Source organism: Amycolatopsis rhizosphaerae (assembly GCF_007713715.1).
In the GTDB taxonomy this organism is placed as follows: domain Bacteria; phylum Actinomycetota; class Actinomycetes; order Mycobacteriales; family Pseudonocardiaceae; genus Amycolatopsis_E; species Amycolatopsis_E rhizosphaerae.
Genome location: NZ_VJWX01000003.1, coordinates 39,668 through 54,458 on the forward strand (window position 1 = coordinate 39,668; position 14,791 = coordinate 54,458).

The window sequence follows — 14,791 nt, forward strand, 5'->3', positions numbered from 1 at the left end:
AAAGAAAGTCATGAACACTGCAGGAAAGCTCTCCGTCTACGGTGCGGCGCTCGCCCTGGTCGCCGGTGGCGGCTGGGCGATCGGCACCGCTGCCGGTCCCTTCACCAGCGAAGCCGGCTCGCTCGGCACCAAGGACACCGGGCACGGGGACCACCACCACACCACCGCCGGGGAGACCGCACCCGACCAACCCGCGGGACTGTCGTCGTCCAAGGACGGCTACACCCTCTCCCCCGCCAGCGCCACGCTGACCCCGAGAACCACCAACGAGTTCTCCTTCCGGATCACCGGGCCCGACGGTAAGCCGGTCACCGGGTTCGACGTCGAGCACGAAAAGCGCATGCACCTCATCGTGGTGCGCCGCGACACCGCCGGGTTCCAGCACGTCCACCCGGCGATGGCCGCCGACGGCACATGGACCGTCCCGCTGGCCGTGGCGGACCCGGGCAGCTACCGCGCCTTCGCCGACTTCGCCCCGACCGGGGGGCGGGCCACCACGCTCGGGGTCGACCTGGCCGCGGCGGGAGACTTCCAGCCGGTGGCCTACCCGCCGTCGCGGGTGGCGGAAGTGGCGGGCTACCAGGTCCGCCTCGACGGTGACCTGACGCCGGGGCATACCGCGAAGGTGACGGCGACCGTCACCAAGGACGGCCGGGAGATCACCGACCTGCAACCCTACCTCGGCGCCTACGGGCACCTGGTCGCGCTTCGCGACGGGGACCTGGCTTACCTCCACGTGCATCCCGACGGGTCGCCGGGCGACGGGGCCACCCGCCCCGGCCCGGATGTGACGTTCCGCGCGGAAGTCCCCTCAGCCGGTACCTACCGGTTGTTCCTCGACTTCCAGCACGAGGGCACGGTCCACACGGCCGAATTCACCGTGTCCACCGTGTCCGATTCGGACACCGGCACCACCGAACCCCACCCGCAGTCCGCGTCTTCGCACCCCGAACCGTCCGACGACGGTCACGGCGGCCACGGCTGATCCGGCGATCGAGAAAGGGAACACCACGATGACTTCCACTTCGCCCGACTTGCGGCCCGCCGGCGAGCAGCGGGACATCGAACTGGCGATCGGCGGCATGACCTGCGCCTCCTGCGCGATGCGCATCGAGCGCAAGCTGAACAAGCTCGACGGGGTCACCGCGACCGTCAACTACGCCACCGAGAAGGCGAAGGTCGTTTTCCCCGTCGGCCTGGACCCGGCCACTTTGGTCAGTCAGGTCGAAGCGGCGGGCTACTCGGCCACCGTGCCGCAGCCCGAATCCACGGAACGGAAGGAGACGGACGCCGAAGAGGACGATCCGACACGACCGCTGCGGCAGCGCCTGATCGGTTCGCTCGTGCTGTCGGTGCCGGTGATCGCCCTGGCGATGGTCCCGGCGCTGCAGTTCACCTACTGGCAGTGGATCTCGCTGACGCTGGCCGCGCCAGTGATCGTCTGGGCCGCCTGGCCGTTCCACAAGGCGGCATGGACGAACCTGCGGCACGGCGCGGCCACAATGGACACGCTGATCTCGATGGGCACCCTCGCCGCGTTCGCCTGGTCGCTGTACGCCCTGCTGTTCGGCAGCGCCGGCACACCCGGCATGACGCACCCGTTCGAGCTCACCATCGAGCGCATCGGCGGCGACGGCAATATCTACCTCGAGGTCGCCGCCGGGGTCACCACGTTCATCCTCGCCGGCCGCTACTTCGAGGCCCGCTCCAAGCGGCGGGCCGGAGCCGCCCTGCGCACGCTGCTCGAACTCGGCGCCAAGGAGGTGGCGGTACTGCGAGGCGATCGGGAAGAGCGCATCCCGGTCGAGCGGCTGGTGGTGGGCGACCGCTTCGTGGTCCGGCCCGGCGAGAAGATCGCCACCGACGGCGTGATCGAGGAGGGCAGCTCCGCGGTCGACGCCAGCATGCTCACGGGCGAGTCGGTGCCGGTCGAGGTCGGCCCTGGTGACCCGGTCGTCGGCGCGACGGTGAACTCGGGCGGGCGGCTGGTGGTGCGGGCGACCCGGGTCGGTTCGGACACGCAGCTGTCGCAGATGGCGAAGCTGGTCGAGGAGGCACAGACCGGCAAGGCGGCCGTGCAGCGGCTCGCGGACCGGATCTCCGGGGTGTTCGTGCCGATCGTGATCGCCCTCGCGGTCGGGACCCTGGCGTTCTGGCTCGGCGCGGGCGGGACCGCGTCCGCGGCCTTCACCGCGGCCGTCGCGGTGCTGATCATCGCGTGCCCCTGCGCGCTCGGGCTCGCCACGCCGACCGCTCTGCTCGTCGGAACCGGCCGGGGAGCCCAGCTGGGCATCCTGATCAAGGGACCGGAAGTGCTGGAGTCCACCCGGCGGGTCGACACGATCGTGCTCGACAAGACCGGCACGGTCACCACCGGCAAGATGGCGCTCATCGACGTGCACACGGCCGACGGCGTCGAGCCCGGCGAGGTGCTGCGGCTGGCGGGCGCGCTGGAGAACGCCTCCGAGCACCCGATCGCCCAGGCCGTCGCGAACGGTGCGCGGGACAGGGTCGGCGACCTGCCGTCCGTCGAAGGCTTCACCAACATCGAGGGTCTCGGCGTGCAGGGAATCGTCGATGGCAAGGCCGTCCTCGTCGGCCGCACCAGCCTGCTCGAGGACTGGAGTCAGCACCTCCCACCCACGTTGGCCCAGGCGAAGGCCATGGCCGAGCAGCAGGGCAGGACGGCCGTCGCGGTGGGCTGGGACGGCCAGGCCCGGGCCGTGCTGATCGTCGCGGACACCGTCAAGTCCACCTCCGCCGAGGCGATCCGCCAGCTGCGCGAACTCGGCCTCACCCCGGTCCTGCTGACCGGGGACAACGCATCGGTGGCGAAGGCCGTCGCCGCCGAGGTCGGCATCGAGCAGGTGATCGCCGAGGTCCTGCCCCAGGACAAGGTGGAGGTCGTCAAAGGGCTGCAGGCCGAGGGCAAGGTCGTGGCGATGGTCGGTGACGGCGTCAACGACGCAGCCGCACTCGCCCAGGCCGACCTCGGGCTCGCGATGGGCACCGGCACCGATGTCGCCATCGAAGCCAGCGACCTGACCCTGGTGCGCGGCGACCTCAGGGTCGCGGCCGACGCGATCCGGCTGTCCCGGCGGACCCTCCGCACGATCAGGGGCAACCTGTTCTGGGCCTTCGCCTACAACGTCGCGGCGCTGCCACTGGCCGCGGCCGGCCTGCTCAACCCGATGATCGCCGGCGCGACCATGGCGTTCAGCTCCGTGTTCGTCGTCAGTAACAGCCTGCGGCTGCGGGGCTTCCGCAGCGCGATCACCGCGGGGTGAGCGATCCACGCGAGGCGGATGACAGGCGGTCGGCGTTCACGACAAGAACGCCGACCGCCCGGTATTACTATGCCGGGTGGCGCGAGTCCTACCAACGCGGGATCCGGCCACCCCGGAACGGCCCGGAAAACATCGCGCACGCCACGTACACCACCGCACCCAGGCATGCACGGCCTGGGTCAGGTGCTCGTAGCCGGGATAGCCGTCGCGGACCAGGACACCGGTGAATTTGCCGATCACCGTCGCGCACCCCGGACAAACCTTCGACACCCGCTGCCACTCGGTGACCTCCAGCGGTGGCACCGGACCCGCGTCCACCACCTGGCGCCGCTCACGGCCCGCCTCAGCCGAATCATGAAGCGACAACGCACATTCCCGGCAGAACCGCGGCTCGATCACCACAGTCTCATCAGGATCACCGATCAGTGACCGCGACGATGACGACGGTGCCGATCAGGCTTCGAGCCGGCTCACCGGTCGCACGCCGTCGCGACCCCAGGTCATGGTCAGCACGTCCTGGCCGCCCGCAGGGCGGGTGCTCTGTTCGACTGGTGGGAGTGAACCGCCCCGGCCGGCCCGCACGCCGCGAACACGACGGATAGGACACGGGAAACGACGAAGGAACCCGCCTCCGGTCCCCGGCACGGCGGCGATGCCTGGAGAGGCAATTCCCGCGGGTCGTTCGGCCAGCTTGCGCAGCCGAACCTTGCCCCTCGCCCGCCGGGTCTGCAACGCTGATCGCAAGATCATCCGAAAGAGTCCACTGAGGAAATCCGCCGGGCCACCATCCCCGGCCCCTTCTGGTGCGGTCAGGACGTTCCGGGAGCATCGGCATCGCCGGGAAGGAAGCCAGCGTGCCGATGCGGACGTTCGCGTTCCTTCACCCAGCACCCCTGCCACTTCGACAGTCCGAAGGATATACGTGCGGATTCGCTTGCCCGGACCGGTGAAACTCCTGCGGACCGGCCGAACGGCGATCGGTCCCAGGAGCAGTGCGGTAGTGCCGCGGTGTTGGAGACGCACGCAACCTTTTCTCTGTCGCGTACGTCTCGAAGGGAGGCTTGTATGAACGGGAGTCGGGGAAGGCAAGGCACGGCCATGCGATCACGCGTACCCGACGTTTCCCGTCGGCCATTGGATGTCCGAAGTGGACGAATGAAGGGGGATCGTGATGAGCGCCGCGACTTCGCGGCCGGTTCGTACGCCGGAGACATGGGCAGGACGCACCCGCGGCGACCGGTACGACGATACGTTGCCCGCGGTAGTTCGCGGGGATCTCATGCGGGGCGGACGGCTGCGCCACGAGCTGATGGTGACGTGGATCTATCTGGCGATCATGGCGGCGAGCGCCCTGCCCACCCCGCTGTACTCGATCTACCGGCAGCGGCTCGGCCTGGCCGCGCTCGACATCACCGTCCTCTACGCCTGCTACGCGCTCGTGGTACTGGCGACGTTGCTCCGATTCGGCTTCTTGTCGGACCGGATCGGCCGGCTCCCCGTGCTGTACCTGGCGGTCCTTTTGGCTGCTTCCGGCGAGGCCGTGCTGTTGATGCCGCCGTCACTTCCCGGGTTGTACGTGAGCCGGGTCCTGACGGGAATCGCGGTCGGGCTGGCGATCTCCGCTCTGCCCGCCCATCTCGCCGATCTGGCGGGGGACGACCATGTCGGGCGCGCGACCACGCTCGGCGTGGCGGCCAACATGGGCGGCCAGGCACTCGGCACCTTCCTCGCCGGATGGCTGAACGAGCTGACACACTCCGTGCTCGCGGCCCCGTATGCCGTCGGGTTACTCCTGCTCACCCCGGTGATACTGGTGCCGATGGCCCGCGTTCCCGAGACCGTTTTGCCGTCCCGGCTCGCCGGACAGCACCAGGAGAAACGGATCCCGGTCCGGCTCCGCACGGCCTACCGGGCCACCGCCGCCACCATGGTCGCCGCCTTCGCCATGTTCGGTTTCCTGACCGCCATGACCGGCCAGATCCTCCAGCAGCTGATGCACGTGGCGAACACGTCGGTCTCGGGCATCGCCACCGCGGTGCTGTTCACCACCGGTGCGGTCGGGCAGCTACTCGCGGGGCGGATCACCTCGGCGAGGAACCCGGCCGTGACGGTGATTCCGCTGCCGCTGGCGGCGTCTCTGTTGAGCGCGGCCGCGTTTCTGGGTTCGCTCCCGATTTTCGCTCTGGCCGTCGTGGTGTGCGGTATCGGCGGCGGTCTCTGTCTGCGTGCCGGCAGCACCCGGCTGCTCGCCCGTAGCCCCGCCGAGACCCGGGCGCACATGAGTTCCCGCCTGTTCGCCGCTCTGTATCTCGGCGCCTCGATACCGACCATCGCCACCGGTCTGCTCGCCACCACGCTCAACATCGTCGCGTCGATCTTCGGGCTGGCGCTGCTGGTCGTCACCCTTTCGGCCGCCGCGGCGGTGTTGCTGGCCAAGCTGCCCGCCGCCGAGCTGATGCACGCCGACACGGTCGTGCTTCCCGTCGTCCGCCACTGGACGGATGCGGCAACGGTCCAGTTCTTCGTGGCACCGGTTCCCCCTGCCCGCAGAAAGCCCGAAACCCGACACGGCCGGCAGAGAGTGAAGTGATCGCCGACATGACACCGACCGCCTCTTCACCCGCGCAGGAACGCCTTTGGCTGCTCGAACAGGCACGCCCGGGCGAGGTTCGGCAGCGCACCCAACTGGTCGTCGAGCTCGCCGGGCAACTGGAGGTGGCGAGTCTGCGACGTGCGCTCGACGCCGTCGCGACGGCGAACGCCGCGGAACTGGCCTTCGACGATCGTCCGAATGCGCCCACGTCGTCCGATCCGGAATCGGTGGCCCGGTGGGTCCGGGAAGTCATCCGTCAGCCGCTTCCGATGACGCCCGTACTCCGCGCGGTGTTGCTGCCCCTGGGGGCACGTGAGCACGTACTGGTGCTCGTGGCCCATCGCGCGGCGGTGGACGAGCGGTCGATGCGCGTCCTCTTCCACGATCTTGTCGCGGCCTACCGGAGCCCGGCCGAGGGCGAGGATCGCCCTGCGCCGACGCGGCGCGGGCAACAGGCACCGATCCGCGACGCCGACCTCGGCTTCTGGCTGACGCAGCTCGCCGACGCCGATTACGGGGTGGTGCCACCGCCGGACCTGCCTCCGGCCGCCGAACCGGCCGCCGAGACCGGACGAAGCAGTGTCTCGCTTGATCGTCAGGTGCTGACGAGCCTCGCCGGACGACTGACCGGTGAGGCGCCGCTGTCGGCGATCCTGCTGACCGCCTACGTTCAGCTGCTTGCCCGGTACACCGGAGAGTACGACCTCACCGTCGCGCTGCCCGGCATGGTGCTGCGCGTCGACCTCACAGACAATCCGGCGTTCCGGCAGGCCGCACGGAGGGTGAATTCGGTCGTCACAGCCGCCGGAGAACACGACAGCGTTCCGGTTGAGATCCTGCTCGCCGAGCTCACGCCAGAGCACTACCTCGCGCACGGGCCGCTGGCACAGGCGGGTTTCGAGTTCGCCGCTCCTCTTCCCGAGAGCGCCGAGTCCGCCGGACTCCGCATGACTGTCCTCGACATCGCACACCCGAACCCGGAATACCCGTTCACACTGCGCGTCAAGGCGCTGGCCGGCGAGCCGATCGTGGAACTGCTCTACCGCGCCGATCGCTACAGCGAGGGTTTCGCCACCACGTTTCTGCGTGCGTATCGCACGCTGCTGCAGCGCGTGGCGGCGAACCCCGGCCTGGCCGTCCAGGATGTGCGCCTCGCGGCCGTCGAGCCGAGAGGACCACAAAGGACGGTGCGCCGGTATCCGCGGGTCACCGAACTCGTGGAGCGGGCGATGGCGAACGATCCCGGCGCCCCGGCGATCGTGAGCGGCGACCGTTCGTGGTCCTACCGCGAACTCCACGAGCGGGCGGGCGAGTTCGCCGAGGGGCTGCGATCGGCGGGACACCGTACTGGAGAAACCGTGGCGCTGTGCACGGCGACACGCAGCTTCGACCTGTACGCGAGCCTGCTGGGGGTGTGGCGCGCGGGCGGAGTCCTCGTGCTCGTCGACCCCGCGCTTTCCGGACAGGCGCGCGAGCAACGGCTGAACCAGGCGCGAGCCCGCACCGTGGTGGTGTTCGACGACGAACAGGGCTTCTCGACCGTGCGCCGCGACGGCAGCGCGGGGACCCGGTTCTCCGGCGACGATCCGGCCTACATCTTCTTCACCTCGGGCACCACCGGAACCCCGAAAGCGCTCCTCGGCGAGCACAACAGCCTGTCGCATTTCATCCTCTGGCAGCAGGAAGAGTTCGAGTTCCGGCCGTCCGACCGCTGCGCGCAGCTGACCAGCCTGTTCACCGACGGCATGCTGCGCGACATCTTCACGCCGCTGGCCAGCGGATCCTCGGTGCACATCCCCGCCGACGGCGCCGTCCACCCCAGCGACCCCGCAATCCTCGGGTGGCTCAAGAAATCGGCGGTGACGCGGGCTCACACCATGCCCGCACTGTCGAGCCGCTGGCTGGGTGAGACCGCGGCCGTCGGCCCACTGGAGGACCTGCGGCTGCTCTTCTTCTCCGGTGAACCCCTGACCGGGGCACTCGCCACCCGATGGCATGCCGTGGCACCGGGCGCCGGCCTGGTCAACCTGTACGGGACCAGCGAATGCACGATGATCCAGGCATTCCACCGTGTCGGCCGGAGCCAGGACACCCTTGTGCATCCGGCGGGACAGGCGATGGCCGGTGCGGAGTTGCTCGTGCGGACGCCGAGCGGAACATCGTGCGGACCCGGCGAGATCGGCGAGGTGCACATCCACACTCCCTACGCCAGTGCCGGCTACATCGGACGGACCGACTCGGCTTTCGTCCGAAGCGGCGACGATCCCGCTGCCCGCGTCTTCCGGGCGGGCGACCGGGCGCGACTCCGGGCGAACGGGACGCTGGAGGTTTTCGGCCGCTCGTCGGACGGCGAGCGTGGCCGTGCGGGCAAGGTCGATCCCGAACAGGTCAATGCGCTGCTCGCCCGGCAGCGCGGCGTCCGGGCTTCCGCGGTGGTGCGGCTGGACCGCGCGGAGCCGCTTCCCCGGTTCGCCGCCTTCGTCGTACTCGACCGCCCTCGCGCGACGACCCCCGCGGAGATCCGCCGGGCACTGCGCGCGCACCTTCCGCCTGCGGCGCTGCCCGACCACATCCGGCTCCTGCCCGATCTGCCGGTCAACGACGTCGGGAAACTTGACCGGCGCGCACTGCGAACCCTTTTCGCCGAGCAGCAGGCCACGGAAGGCGACGCGTTTTCTCGCAGTCCGGTGGCGCGGAAGGTCGCCGACGTCTGGTGCGAAGTGCTGCGGCTCGCCGGCATAGCCCCCGACGACCACTTCTTCGAACTGGGCGGAGATCCGCGGGAGGCGGTCGACGTGGTGCGGCGACTGCGGAGCGAACTCGCGACGCCGCTCGATATCGACGCCGTTTTCACCGCACCGGTTCTCTCGGAATTCGTGCTCACCGTCGAGCACGCCTGACGTCGTACACCATTTCCCGATTCAGAAGGAGATCCCGCATGCCCGTAAAGGTCCAGACCGGACTACTCGACCGGACGATCAGCGAAGTCGACCCGGCGGTGGCCGCCGAGCTGTCCGGGGAATTGCTCCGCCAGCAGTCCACCCTGAGCATGATCGCGTCCGAGAACTACACTCCCCTGGCGGTGATGACGGCGCAGGGTTCGGCGTTCATGAACAAGCTCGCCGAAGGGTACGCCGACCACCGGTACTGCAGCGGGTGCGAGCACATCGACGTGATCGAGAAGCTCGCGACGCAACGCGCGAAGGCCCTGTTCGGGGCCGAGCACGCCAACGTCCAGCCGCATTCCGGCGCCCAGGCCAACGCCGCCGCCTACGCCGCGCTCCTCGAACCAGGGGACACCATCCTCGCGATGGATCTCGCCCACGGCGGTCACCTCACCCACGGCATGCGCCTCAACTTCTCAGCGCAGTTCTACAACTGCGTCAACTACCACGTGAACGAAGCCGACGCGCAGGTCGACATGGACGAGGTCGCGCGGCTCGCCCGCGAACACCGGCCGAAACTGATCGTCGCGGGCTGGTCCGCCTATTCCCGGCGCCTCGATTTCGCCGCGTTCCGCGCGATAGCCGACGAGGTGGGTGCCCGTTTCCTCGTGGACATGGCTCACTTCGCGGGACTCGTCGCGGCCGGGGAGCACCCCAATCCCGTGCCGTACGCCGACGTCGTGACCACCACGACGCACAAGACGCTCGGCGGACCGCGTGGGGGCCTCGTGCTGTGCCGGGAGCGGTTCGCCAAGGCCATCGACAGCGCCGTGTTCCCCGGCCAGCAGGCGGCACCGCTCGCGCACACGATCGCCGCGAAGGCGGTCGCATTCAAGATCGCGGCCGGCGAGGAGTTCCGGGACATCCAGCGGCGCACGATCGAAGGCGCGCGGATCGTCGCCGAACGGCTCGCGGGCAGCGATCTGGCCGCCGAAGGCATCAAGATCCTCACCGGCGGCACGGATGTGCACCTGCTGCTGGTGGACCTGCGGGAAAGCGAGCTCACCGGCAAACAGGCCGAGGATCGGCTGAAGGAGATCGGCATCTCGGTGAACCGCAACACCGTGCCGTTCGACCCGCGGCCGCCGATGGTCACCTCCGGTCTGCGGATCGGCACGGCCGCGCTCGCCACTCGCGGCTTCGCTGCCGAAGATTTCCGCGCGGTCGCCGACATCATCGCCGACACGCTGATCTCGCCGGTCGGCGACGAGTCGACGGTGCTGCTGCGCGACCGGGTCGCCACCCTCGCGGGCAAGTACCCCCTCTACGAGTCCGCCCGCTGATCGGAGCCCGCACAGCCATTCCTCGCCGGCCGGACTGGGCCGTTGATCCCGGGCTGCCGCGCCGCTGGGTGGGAGGGCCGTCGTGCGGAATGGCCGAGTTGCTCGGCCATTCCGCACGACAGGGTGCCGCAGGCGGCGTCCTGCGGTGGGACAAGTGGCACCGACGCACACCAGGTTCGTGACCCGCCACTTCACGATGCGCACCACTCACTCCGCGAGCCCGACTACAAGGAGGACACCGCCTCCCCGTTCTGCCAAGCAATCCGCGTCGGCATCGGTTCCCCTACGACCGAGTCCCGCAGGAACAGCGGTGTCGAGCCGGCCATGCTCAAGTAGCCGTTCACACTCCGCGTGAGGGCGAAGCCGTACCCGTCGGGGGTGTCCGCCCAACCCGTGCGTGTAAGGGCATCCCCTTCGTCCCTGATCGCCCAGCCCCACTCGCGCCACACCCCTGTGACCAGGTCGAAGTATCGGTCGCATGTGTTCGGCGTGGTTCCCAGTATCCAGTACCTGATGTCGAAGGTGGCCCACCCGTCTTCGGGATGGTTCAGGTCCCCGGACAGGACAACCCCGCCGTGCAGGCCCGCGTGGGGCAGGTCCGGGTGCCGTAGCGCCAGCGACACTTCCGGGGGCAGCGCACAGAGCGTCTCCGTGAAGTGCCGTAGCAGCTGAGTACGTGCCTCTGCCTGTGTTTTCGCCGTTCTCACCCGCATAGGATGCCCGTAATCAGGCGAGAGAAGGGGGCTCCCGTGGGAGAAATACCTGGTGCGCGTGAGGAGTTGGACCGGCTCGGGCGTTCCCTGCGTGCGCACCTCGTCGAGCTGATCAACGACCTGACCCCGGGTGCCGACCTCGGCCTCCTCTTCCTCGATTGGCCGGACGTCGCCGACTGGCACGAGCCTTTGCGCTACAGCTACTCGGCCGTGTTCCGTGGGAAACGCCCCGAAGGGGTCGGCGTTGCCGACGTCGCCTCCAGGGCAGCCAGCCTGTTCAACCCGGCCGTGTGGAGCATCGCCGGGCCGGAAGAGGAGATCGACGGCACGAAGCGCAGGTATGTCCTCACCGCCCGACATTCCAACGGTACTCACCTAGAGATCCGCACGAGCGACCGCAGCTCGTCCGTGCTCTACACCGGGTGGACCCCCGCCCTGGCCCTGCACGAACTGGAGGAGTTCCAGTGGCCGGAGCCGGTCCGAACGCCCGAGACCCTGACGTCCGGCTTCGTGCTCTGCTATGAGTGCGACGGCCTCGGCGCCTGCCACGACTGCGGCGGACGCGGCTGGGTGCCCAGCGAGCCCCACGGGCGTAGTAACTGCCTCCAATGCGGCGGGAAACACGTCTGCCCCATCTGCCGGGGCGCGGGCCAGCTGGCCGTCTCCGAGCTGTCGCCGTACCAGCTGACCTACTACCCCAAACTGGGTCAGAAGCCGCTATGACCTGTTCGAAAGTGGATCCTCGACCCCCTATACGGCTGCATCCCACGCGCGGCTCGCCGCGTGAGCGTTCACCGAGATCCTTGGCCAGTCCGTGTCATGAGATCGGTGACAGCCAATGACCGGCCGTCCCCATTCACGAACAGCGTCCGGTCCCGCGCCGAGCGGAACAACTCCGGGCGTGGAGACTTCACCGTTGGATCCACTCCCCACCCTCGCCTCCACGTCCTTCGGGGTGCCGAAGAGGTCGGCGGTGATGCCGCCCGTGAGATCGCCGGGCTCGGCCCGGCGTCCGCGATCGGTCACGGGCAAACCAGAAGGACAAGGACGGAACGTCTTCGGGCGGGGCAACGTGCGCCCGTCGCTGAGACTACCGGACGCGCTTGATCCGGCGTACGTTCTCCCGGCCGCAGGCCACGCAGACGATCCACCCGCACAGCCAGCCGTCCCGGACGAACGTCTCGCTCGCCCGGTTGCACTCCTCCCCGCCGCAGAAAACGCAATCCCCGTCTTCGCCGGTCGGGCGCACGAAGGGGTGAAGGATCGAGCGACCCCCGAGATCAGGACGCCCCAGGAACCCGCAGCCGGGGCACCTCCACCATTCGTCGGTGCCTTCGTGGCCCCCGTAGGCCGCATAACGAGTGATCTCCTGCACCAGGTCCTGCCCGCACTGCGGGCAGGACCTGGGCAGTGCGTCGGGACGGGCCGGGCCGAAATCCTCGCGCACTTCGATCAGCTCTTCCTCATCGTCGAAGACCTGTTCCTTGGCCAGGGTGCCATCGTGGTTCCAGGACCGGAACACACCGCGGCAATGACCCCAGACCATGAGGCCCTCGGCCATCAACGGCCCGTCAGCCCACCACTCGCGGGCCAGTCCGTGCCGGTAGCCGTCGACATAGAAGTCCTGCCAAAGCAACTGATCACCGATGGCCTCCACCACCTCGCCGGTAAACGGCACGCCCTTGTACGTGAGAGGCGGCCCGTCGATGCCGCCGTCATCGATGTCCCGGCGATCCAGCCTCCAGTCGATCCGCACCTTAGGTGCCCTACCGTCCGATGCCTGTGTCTCGCAAGCCTGCCGGCCCTCACCGTCCACGTCCTGATCGTGCTCTCGCCCGGTCACGCCGAGCACCGTACCGCTACCGGATGTTCGTGAGACAGCAGTTACGTCAGCCACCTGCGTAGGCGGCGGAGCGGCAGCTCGCGGGATCCGCCGACAACGACATCTCCACCCGGTGTGTGACGCCGCCGGGGTCACCCAGCCGGTGCTCTACCGCCTGTTCGGAGACAAGGAAGGTCTCCTCGACGCGGTCGCCGAGCACGGCTTCGAGCGGTATGCGTCGGGCAAGGCGGCCCAGCCGCGGACGGCCGACCCGGTGGCCGACCTGCGGGCGGGCTGGGACAACCACATGGACTTCGCCCGCCGGAACCCCGCGCTCTACCAGTTGATGTTCGCGCCTCGCACGCGATCACGCTCGGCGGCCCGGCAGCGCGTGTTCGACCTGCTGCAGGGCGGCCTCGTCCGCTGCGCGGCCGCCGGGGCGCTCAAGGTGGAACCCGAGGCCGCCGCACAGCTGATCCTGTCGGCCAACGTGGGAGTGGCACTCAACCTGATCGCGCAACCGGACCTGTTCGACGACACGAACCTGTCCCACCGGATGCGGGACGCGATGTTCGGCACGGTCCTCACCGAACCCGCGCCACCGGCGCGAACCGATCCCGTACCCGCGGCGGCCGTCCGCCTCCGTGCCCAACTCTCCCTCACCGGCACCGACGCACTGGAACCCGCCGAGACCGCACTGCTCGATCGCTGGCTGGAACGCCTCTCCGGCGCGACCGCCCCCGAAGACCGCTAAGGCCGGTATCGGAGTGGTTTGCGCGGCGAGGGGCACTCCTCCCCCGCCTCCGGACGCCCGCCGCTACTTCGGGTTGCGCCGCCGGCCGGTCCCGGTGGCGGTTGCCGACGCGCGGGCCACCCGCTTGTCGCCGGTCGTGGCGCTCGCCGGGGTCTTCCTGCGCTGCCCGGCAGAACCCGCGACGGTCTGCTGGGTGGTGGCGAACGTCGCCAGTCCGGCATCGATCAGCCGAGCCGCCCTCCGGACGTCGGCGCTGACCGCGCGTTCGACCTGGCCTGGTGTTCGTTTGCCGTCCAGATGTGTTCGCAGGCCGGCGAACTGGATCTGCCAGAGCCCCATCAGCGCGGTCGCGGCGATCCGCGGTTCGGGATCCTCGGCACGCATCCCGGCCCGATCGGCCAGCACCTCGGCGGCGACAGCCGCGAGCTGCACGGTCATCTCGTGTTGGTACGCGCGCAACGCCGGGGTGGTCTGGATCATGGTGTTGAACCGGCTGAGCTGAACGCCGGCCTCGGCGGGGTCGTCGTGGGTGGCCAGCCAGGACGTCATGGCCTTCAACTCGCCGGCCAGGATCCGCAGGGCCGCCTCGACGGGGCTGACGTCGCGGTCGGCCAGCCCGGTACGCAGCGCGGCCATCGTGGCGTCGGGCTGGTCCAGGACCAGCGCCTCCTTGGTGGGAAAGTGGTTGAAGACGGTCTTTTCGGATACGTCGCAGGCTTCGGCGATCTCCGCCACGCGGACGGCCTCGAACCCACGCTCGAGGAACATCGCGGTGGCGGTGTCGGTCAACTGCTGCCGCAGTTGACGCTTCTTGCGCTCGCGCAGCCCCTCGGTCCCGGAGGCGCCGGACCGGGCCGTCCAGTCCACAGTCTTCACTCTCACGGCCTCAGTGTAGTCCAGTCTCCCACTAAGTACAGCAAGGCAAATTTTTTAGCGGCAGAAGTGTTCGCGGCTTGCGGTCAAAGCTTCAGTCGCAGTAAAGTTACGGTGACAGTGAGTCTCGGGACGCCAAGGGGCACCGCAGCCACCTTCAGATCACTCGCGGAAGGTCACGGCGTACCCGCTCACCATCGTCGACCTGGCGAAATCTTGTCCACGAATTCATCAAGGAGTCATCATGACCGCGCAGGACGAGCCACTCGTGCTGATCAACCTCTTCTCCATGCCCCCCGAGATGGTGGACAGGTTCGTGGCCGACTGGGAGCGCAGCACCCTGTCGTCCAGGGATGCGAAAGGCTTCCGAGGCACCCGGCTGCACCGTTCCCTCGATCCCGAGGCCGAATATCCCGTGGTCAACATCGCCCGCTGGGACTCGGTCGAGGACTGGCAAACCGCAATCGAGAAGTTCTTCTCCGAACCCCGCCCGGACCACGAGGACGGAGGATGGTCCTCCC

Annotated in this window: 11 protein-coding genes; 8 read left to right on the forward strand and 3 right to left on the reverse strand. The window is 69.0% G+C overall.

Features of this window, described 5'->3' with window-relative positions:
* Positions 1-10 precede the first annotated feature (10 nt).
* The 5 genes from FNH05_RS00805 (at position 11) to FNH05_RS00830 (ending at position 10,108) form a co-directional block, all read left to right on the forward strand.
* Positions 11-985: a hypothetical protein gene (locus FNH05_RS00805; protein ID WP_144584838.1), complete on the forward strand. Its 975-nt coding sequence runs from the start codon at positions 11-13 to the stop codon at positions 983-985.
* A 28-nt stretch (positions 986-1,013) separates the two neighbouring features.
* Positions 1,014-3,287 (forward strand): heavy metal translocating P-type ATPase, encoded by a 2,274-nt coding sequence (locus FNH05_RS00810; protein WP_144584840.1) that lies wholly within the window; start codon positions 1,014-1,016, stop codon positions 3,285-3,287.
* A gap of 1,171 nt (positions 3,288-4,458) precedes the next feature.
* Positions 4,459-5,877, forward strand: a complete 1,419-nt coding sequence (locus FNH05_RS00820) for an MFS transporter (RefSeq protein ID WP_144584842.1) — start codon at positions 4,459-4,461, stop codon at positions 5,875-5,877.
* A gap of 8 nt (positions 5,878-5,885) precedes the next feature.
* Positions 5,886-8,780 carry an AMP-binding protein gene (locus FNH05_RS00825; RefSeq protein ID WP_144584844.1) on the forward strand — a complete coding sequence of 965 codons (2,895 nt, stop codon included), beginning with the start codon at positions 5,886-5,888 and terminating at the stop codon, positions 8,778-8,780.
* A 38-nt stretch (positions 8,781-8,818) separates the two neighbouring features.
* Entirely contained in the window at positions 8,819-10,108 is a 1,290-nt protein-coding gene (locus FNH05_RS00830; protein ID WP_144584846.1) for a serine hydroxymethyltransferase, read from the forward strand.
* Between the two features lie 224 nt (positions 10,109-10,332).
* Here the strand turns inward: FNH05_RS00830 and FNH05_RS00835 are convergent, their stop codons facing one another.
* Positions 10,333-10,815: a hypothetical protein gene (locus tag FNH05_RS00835; RefSeq protein ID WP_144584848.1), complete on the reverse strand. Its 483-nt coding sequence runs from the start codon at positions 10,813-10,815 to the stop codon at positions 10,333-10,335.
* 42 nt (positions 10,816-10,857) lie between these two features.
* On the opposite strand from FNH05_RS00835, the gene FNH05_RS00840 reads away from it, so the two are divergent.
* The gene (locus FNH05_RS00840; RefSeq protein WP_144584856.1) at positions 10,858-11,544 is read left to right on the forward strand and encodes a hypothetical protein; all 687 of its coding nucleotides are present in this window, start codon (positions 10,858-10,860) and stop codon (positions 11,542-11,544) included.
* Positions 11,545-11,911: 367 nt separating this feature from the next.
* Here FNH05_RS00840 and FNH05_RS00845 read toward each other — a convergent pair whose 3' ends face one another.
* Entirely contained in the window at positions 11,912-12,664 is a 753-nt protein-coding gene (locus tag FNH05_RS00845) for a toxin-antitoxin system YwqK family antitoxin (protein ID WP_144584858.1), read from the reverse strand.
* Between the two features lie 112 nt (positions 12,665-12,776).
* On the opposite strand from FNH05_RS00845, the gene FNH05_RS00850 reads away from it, so the two are divergent.
* A complete protein-coding gene (locus tag FNH05_RS00850; protein WP_246127390.1) occupies positions 12,777-13,397 on the forward strand; it encodes a TetR/AcrR family transcriptional regulator in 621 nt (206 codons plus the stop codon).
* 63 nt (positions 13,398-13,460) lie between these two features.
* On the opposite strand, the gene FNH05_RS00855 is transcribed toward FNH05_RS00850, so the two are convergent.
* Positions 13,461-14,279, reverse strand: a complete 819-nt coding sequence (locus FNH05_RS00855) for a TetR/AcrR family transcriptional regulator (RefSeq protein WP_342781515.1) — start codon at positions 14,277-14,279, stop codon at positions 13,461-13,463.
* 235 nt (positions 14,280-14,514) lie between these two features.
* Between FNH05_RS00855 and FNH05_RS00860 the strand changes: the two genes are divergently transcribed.
* The coding region (locus FNH05_RS00860; RefSeq protein ID WP_144584860.1) for an antibiotic biosynthesis monooxygenase family protein at positions 14,515-14,791 on the forward strand (277 nt) is incomplete at its 3' end.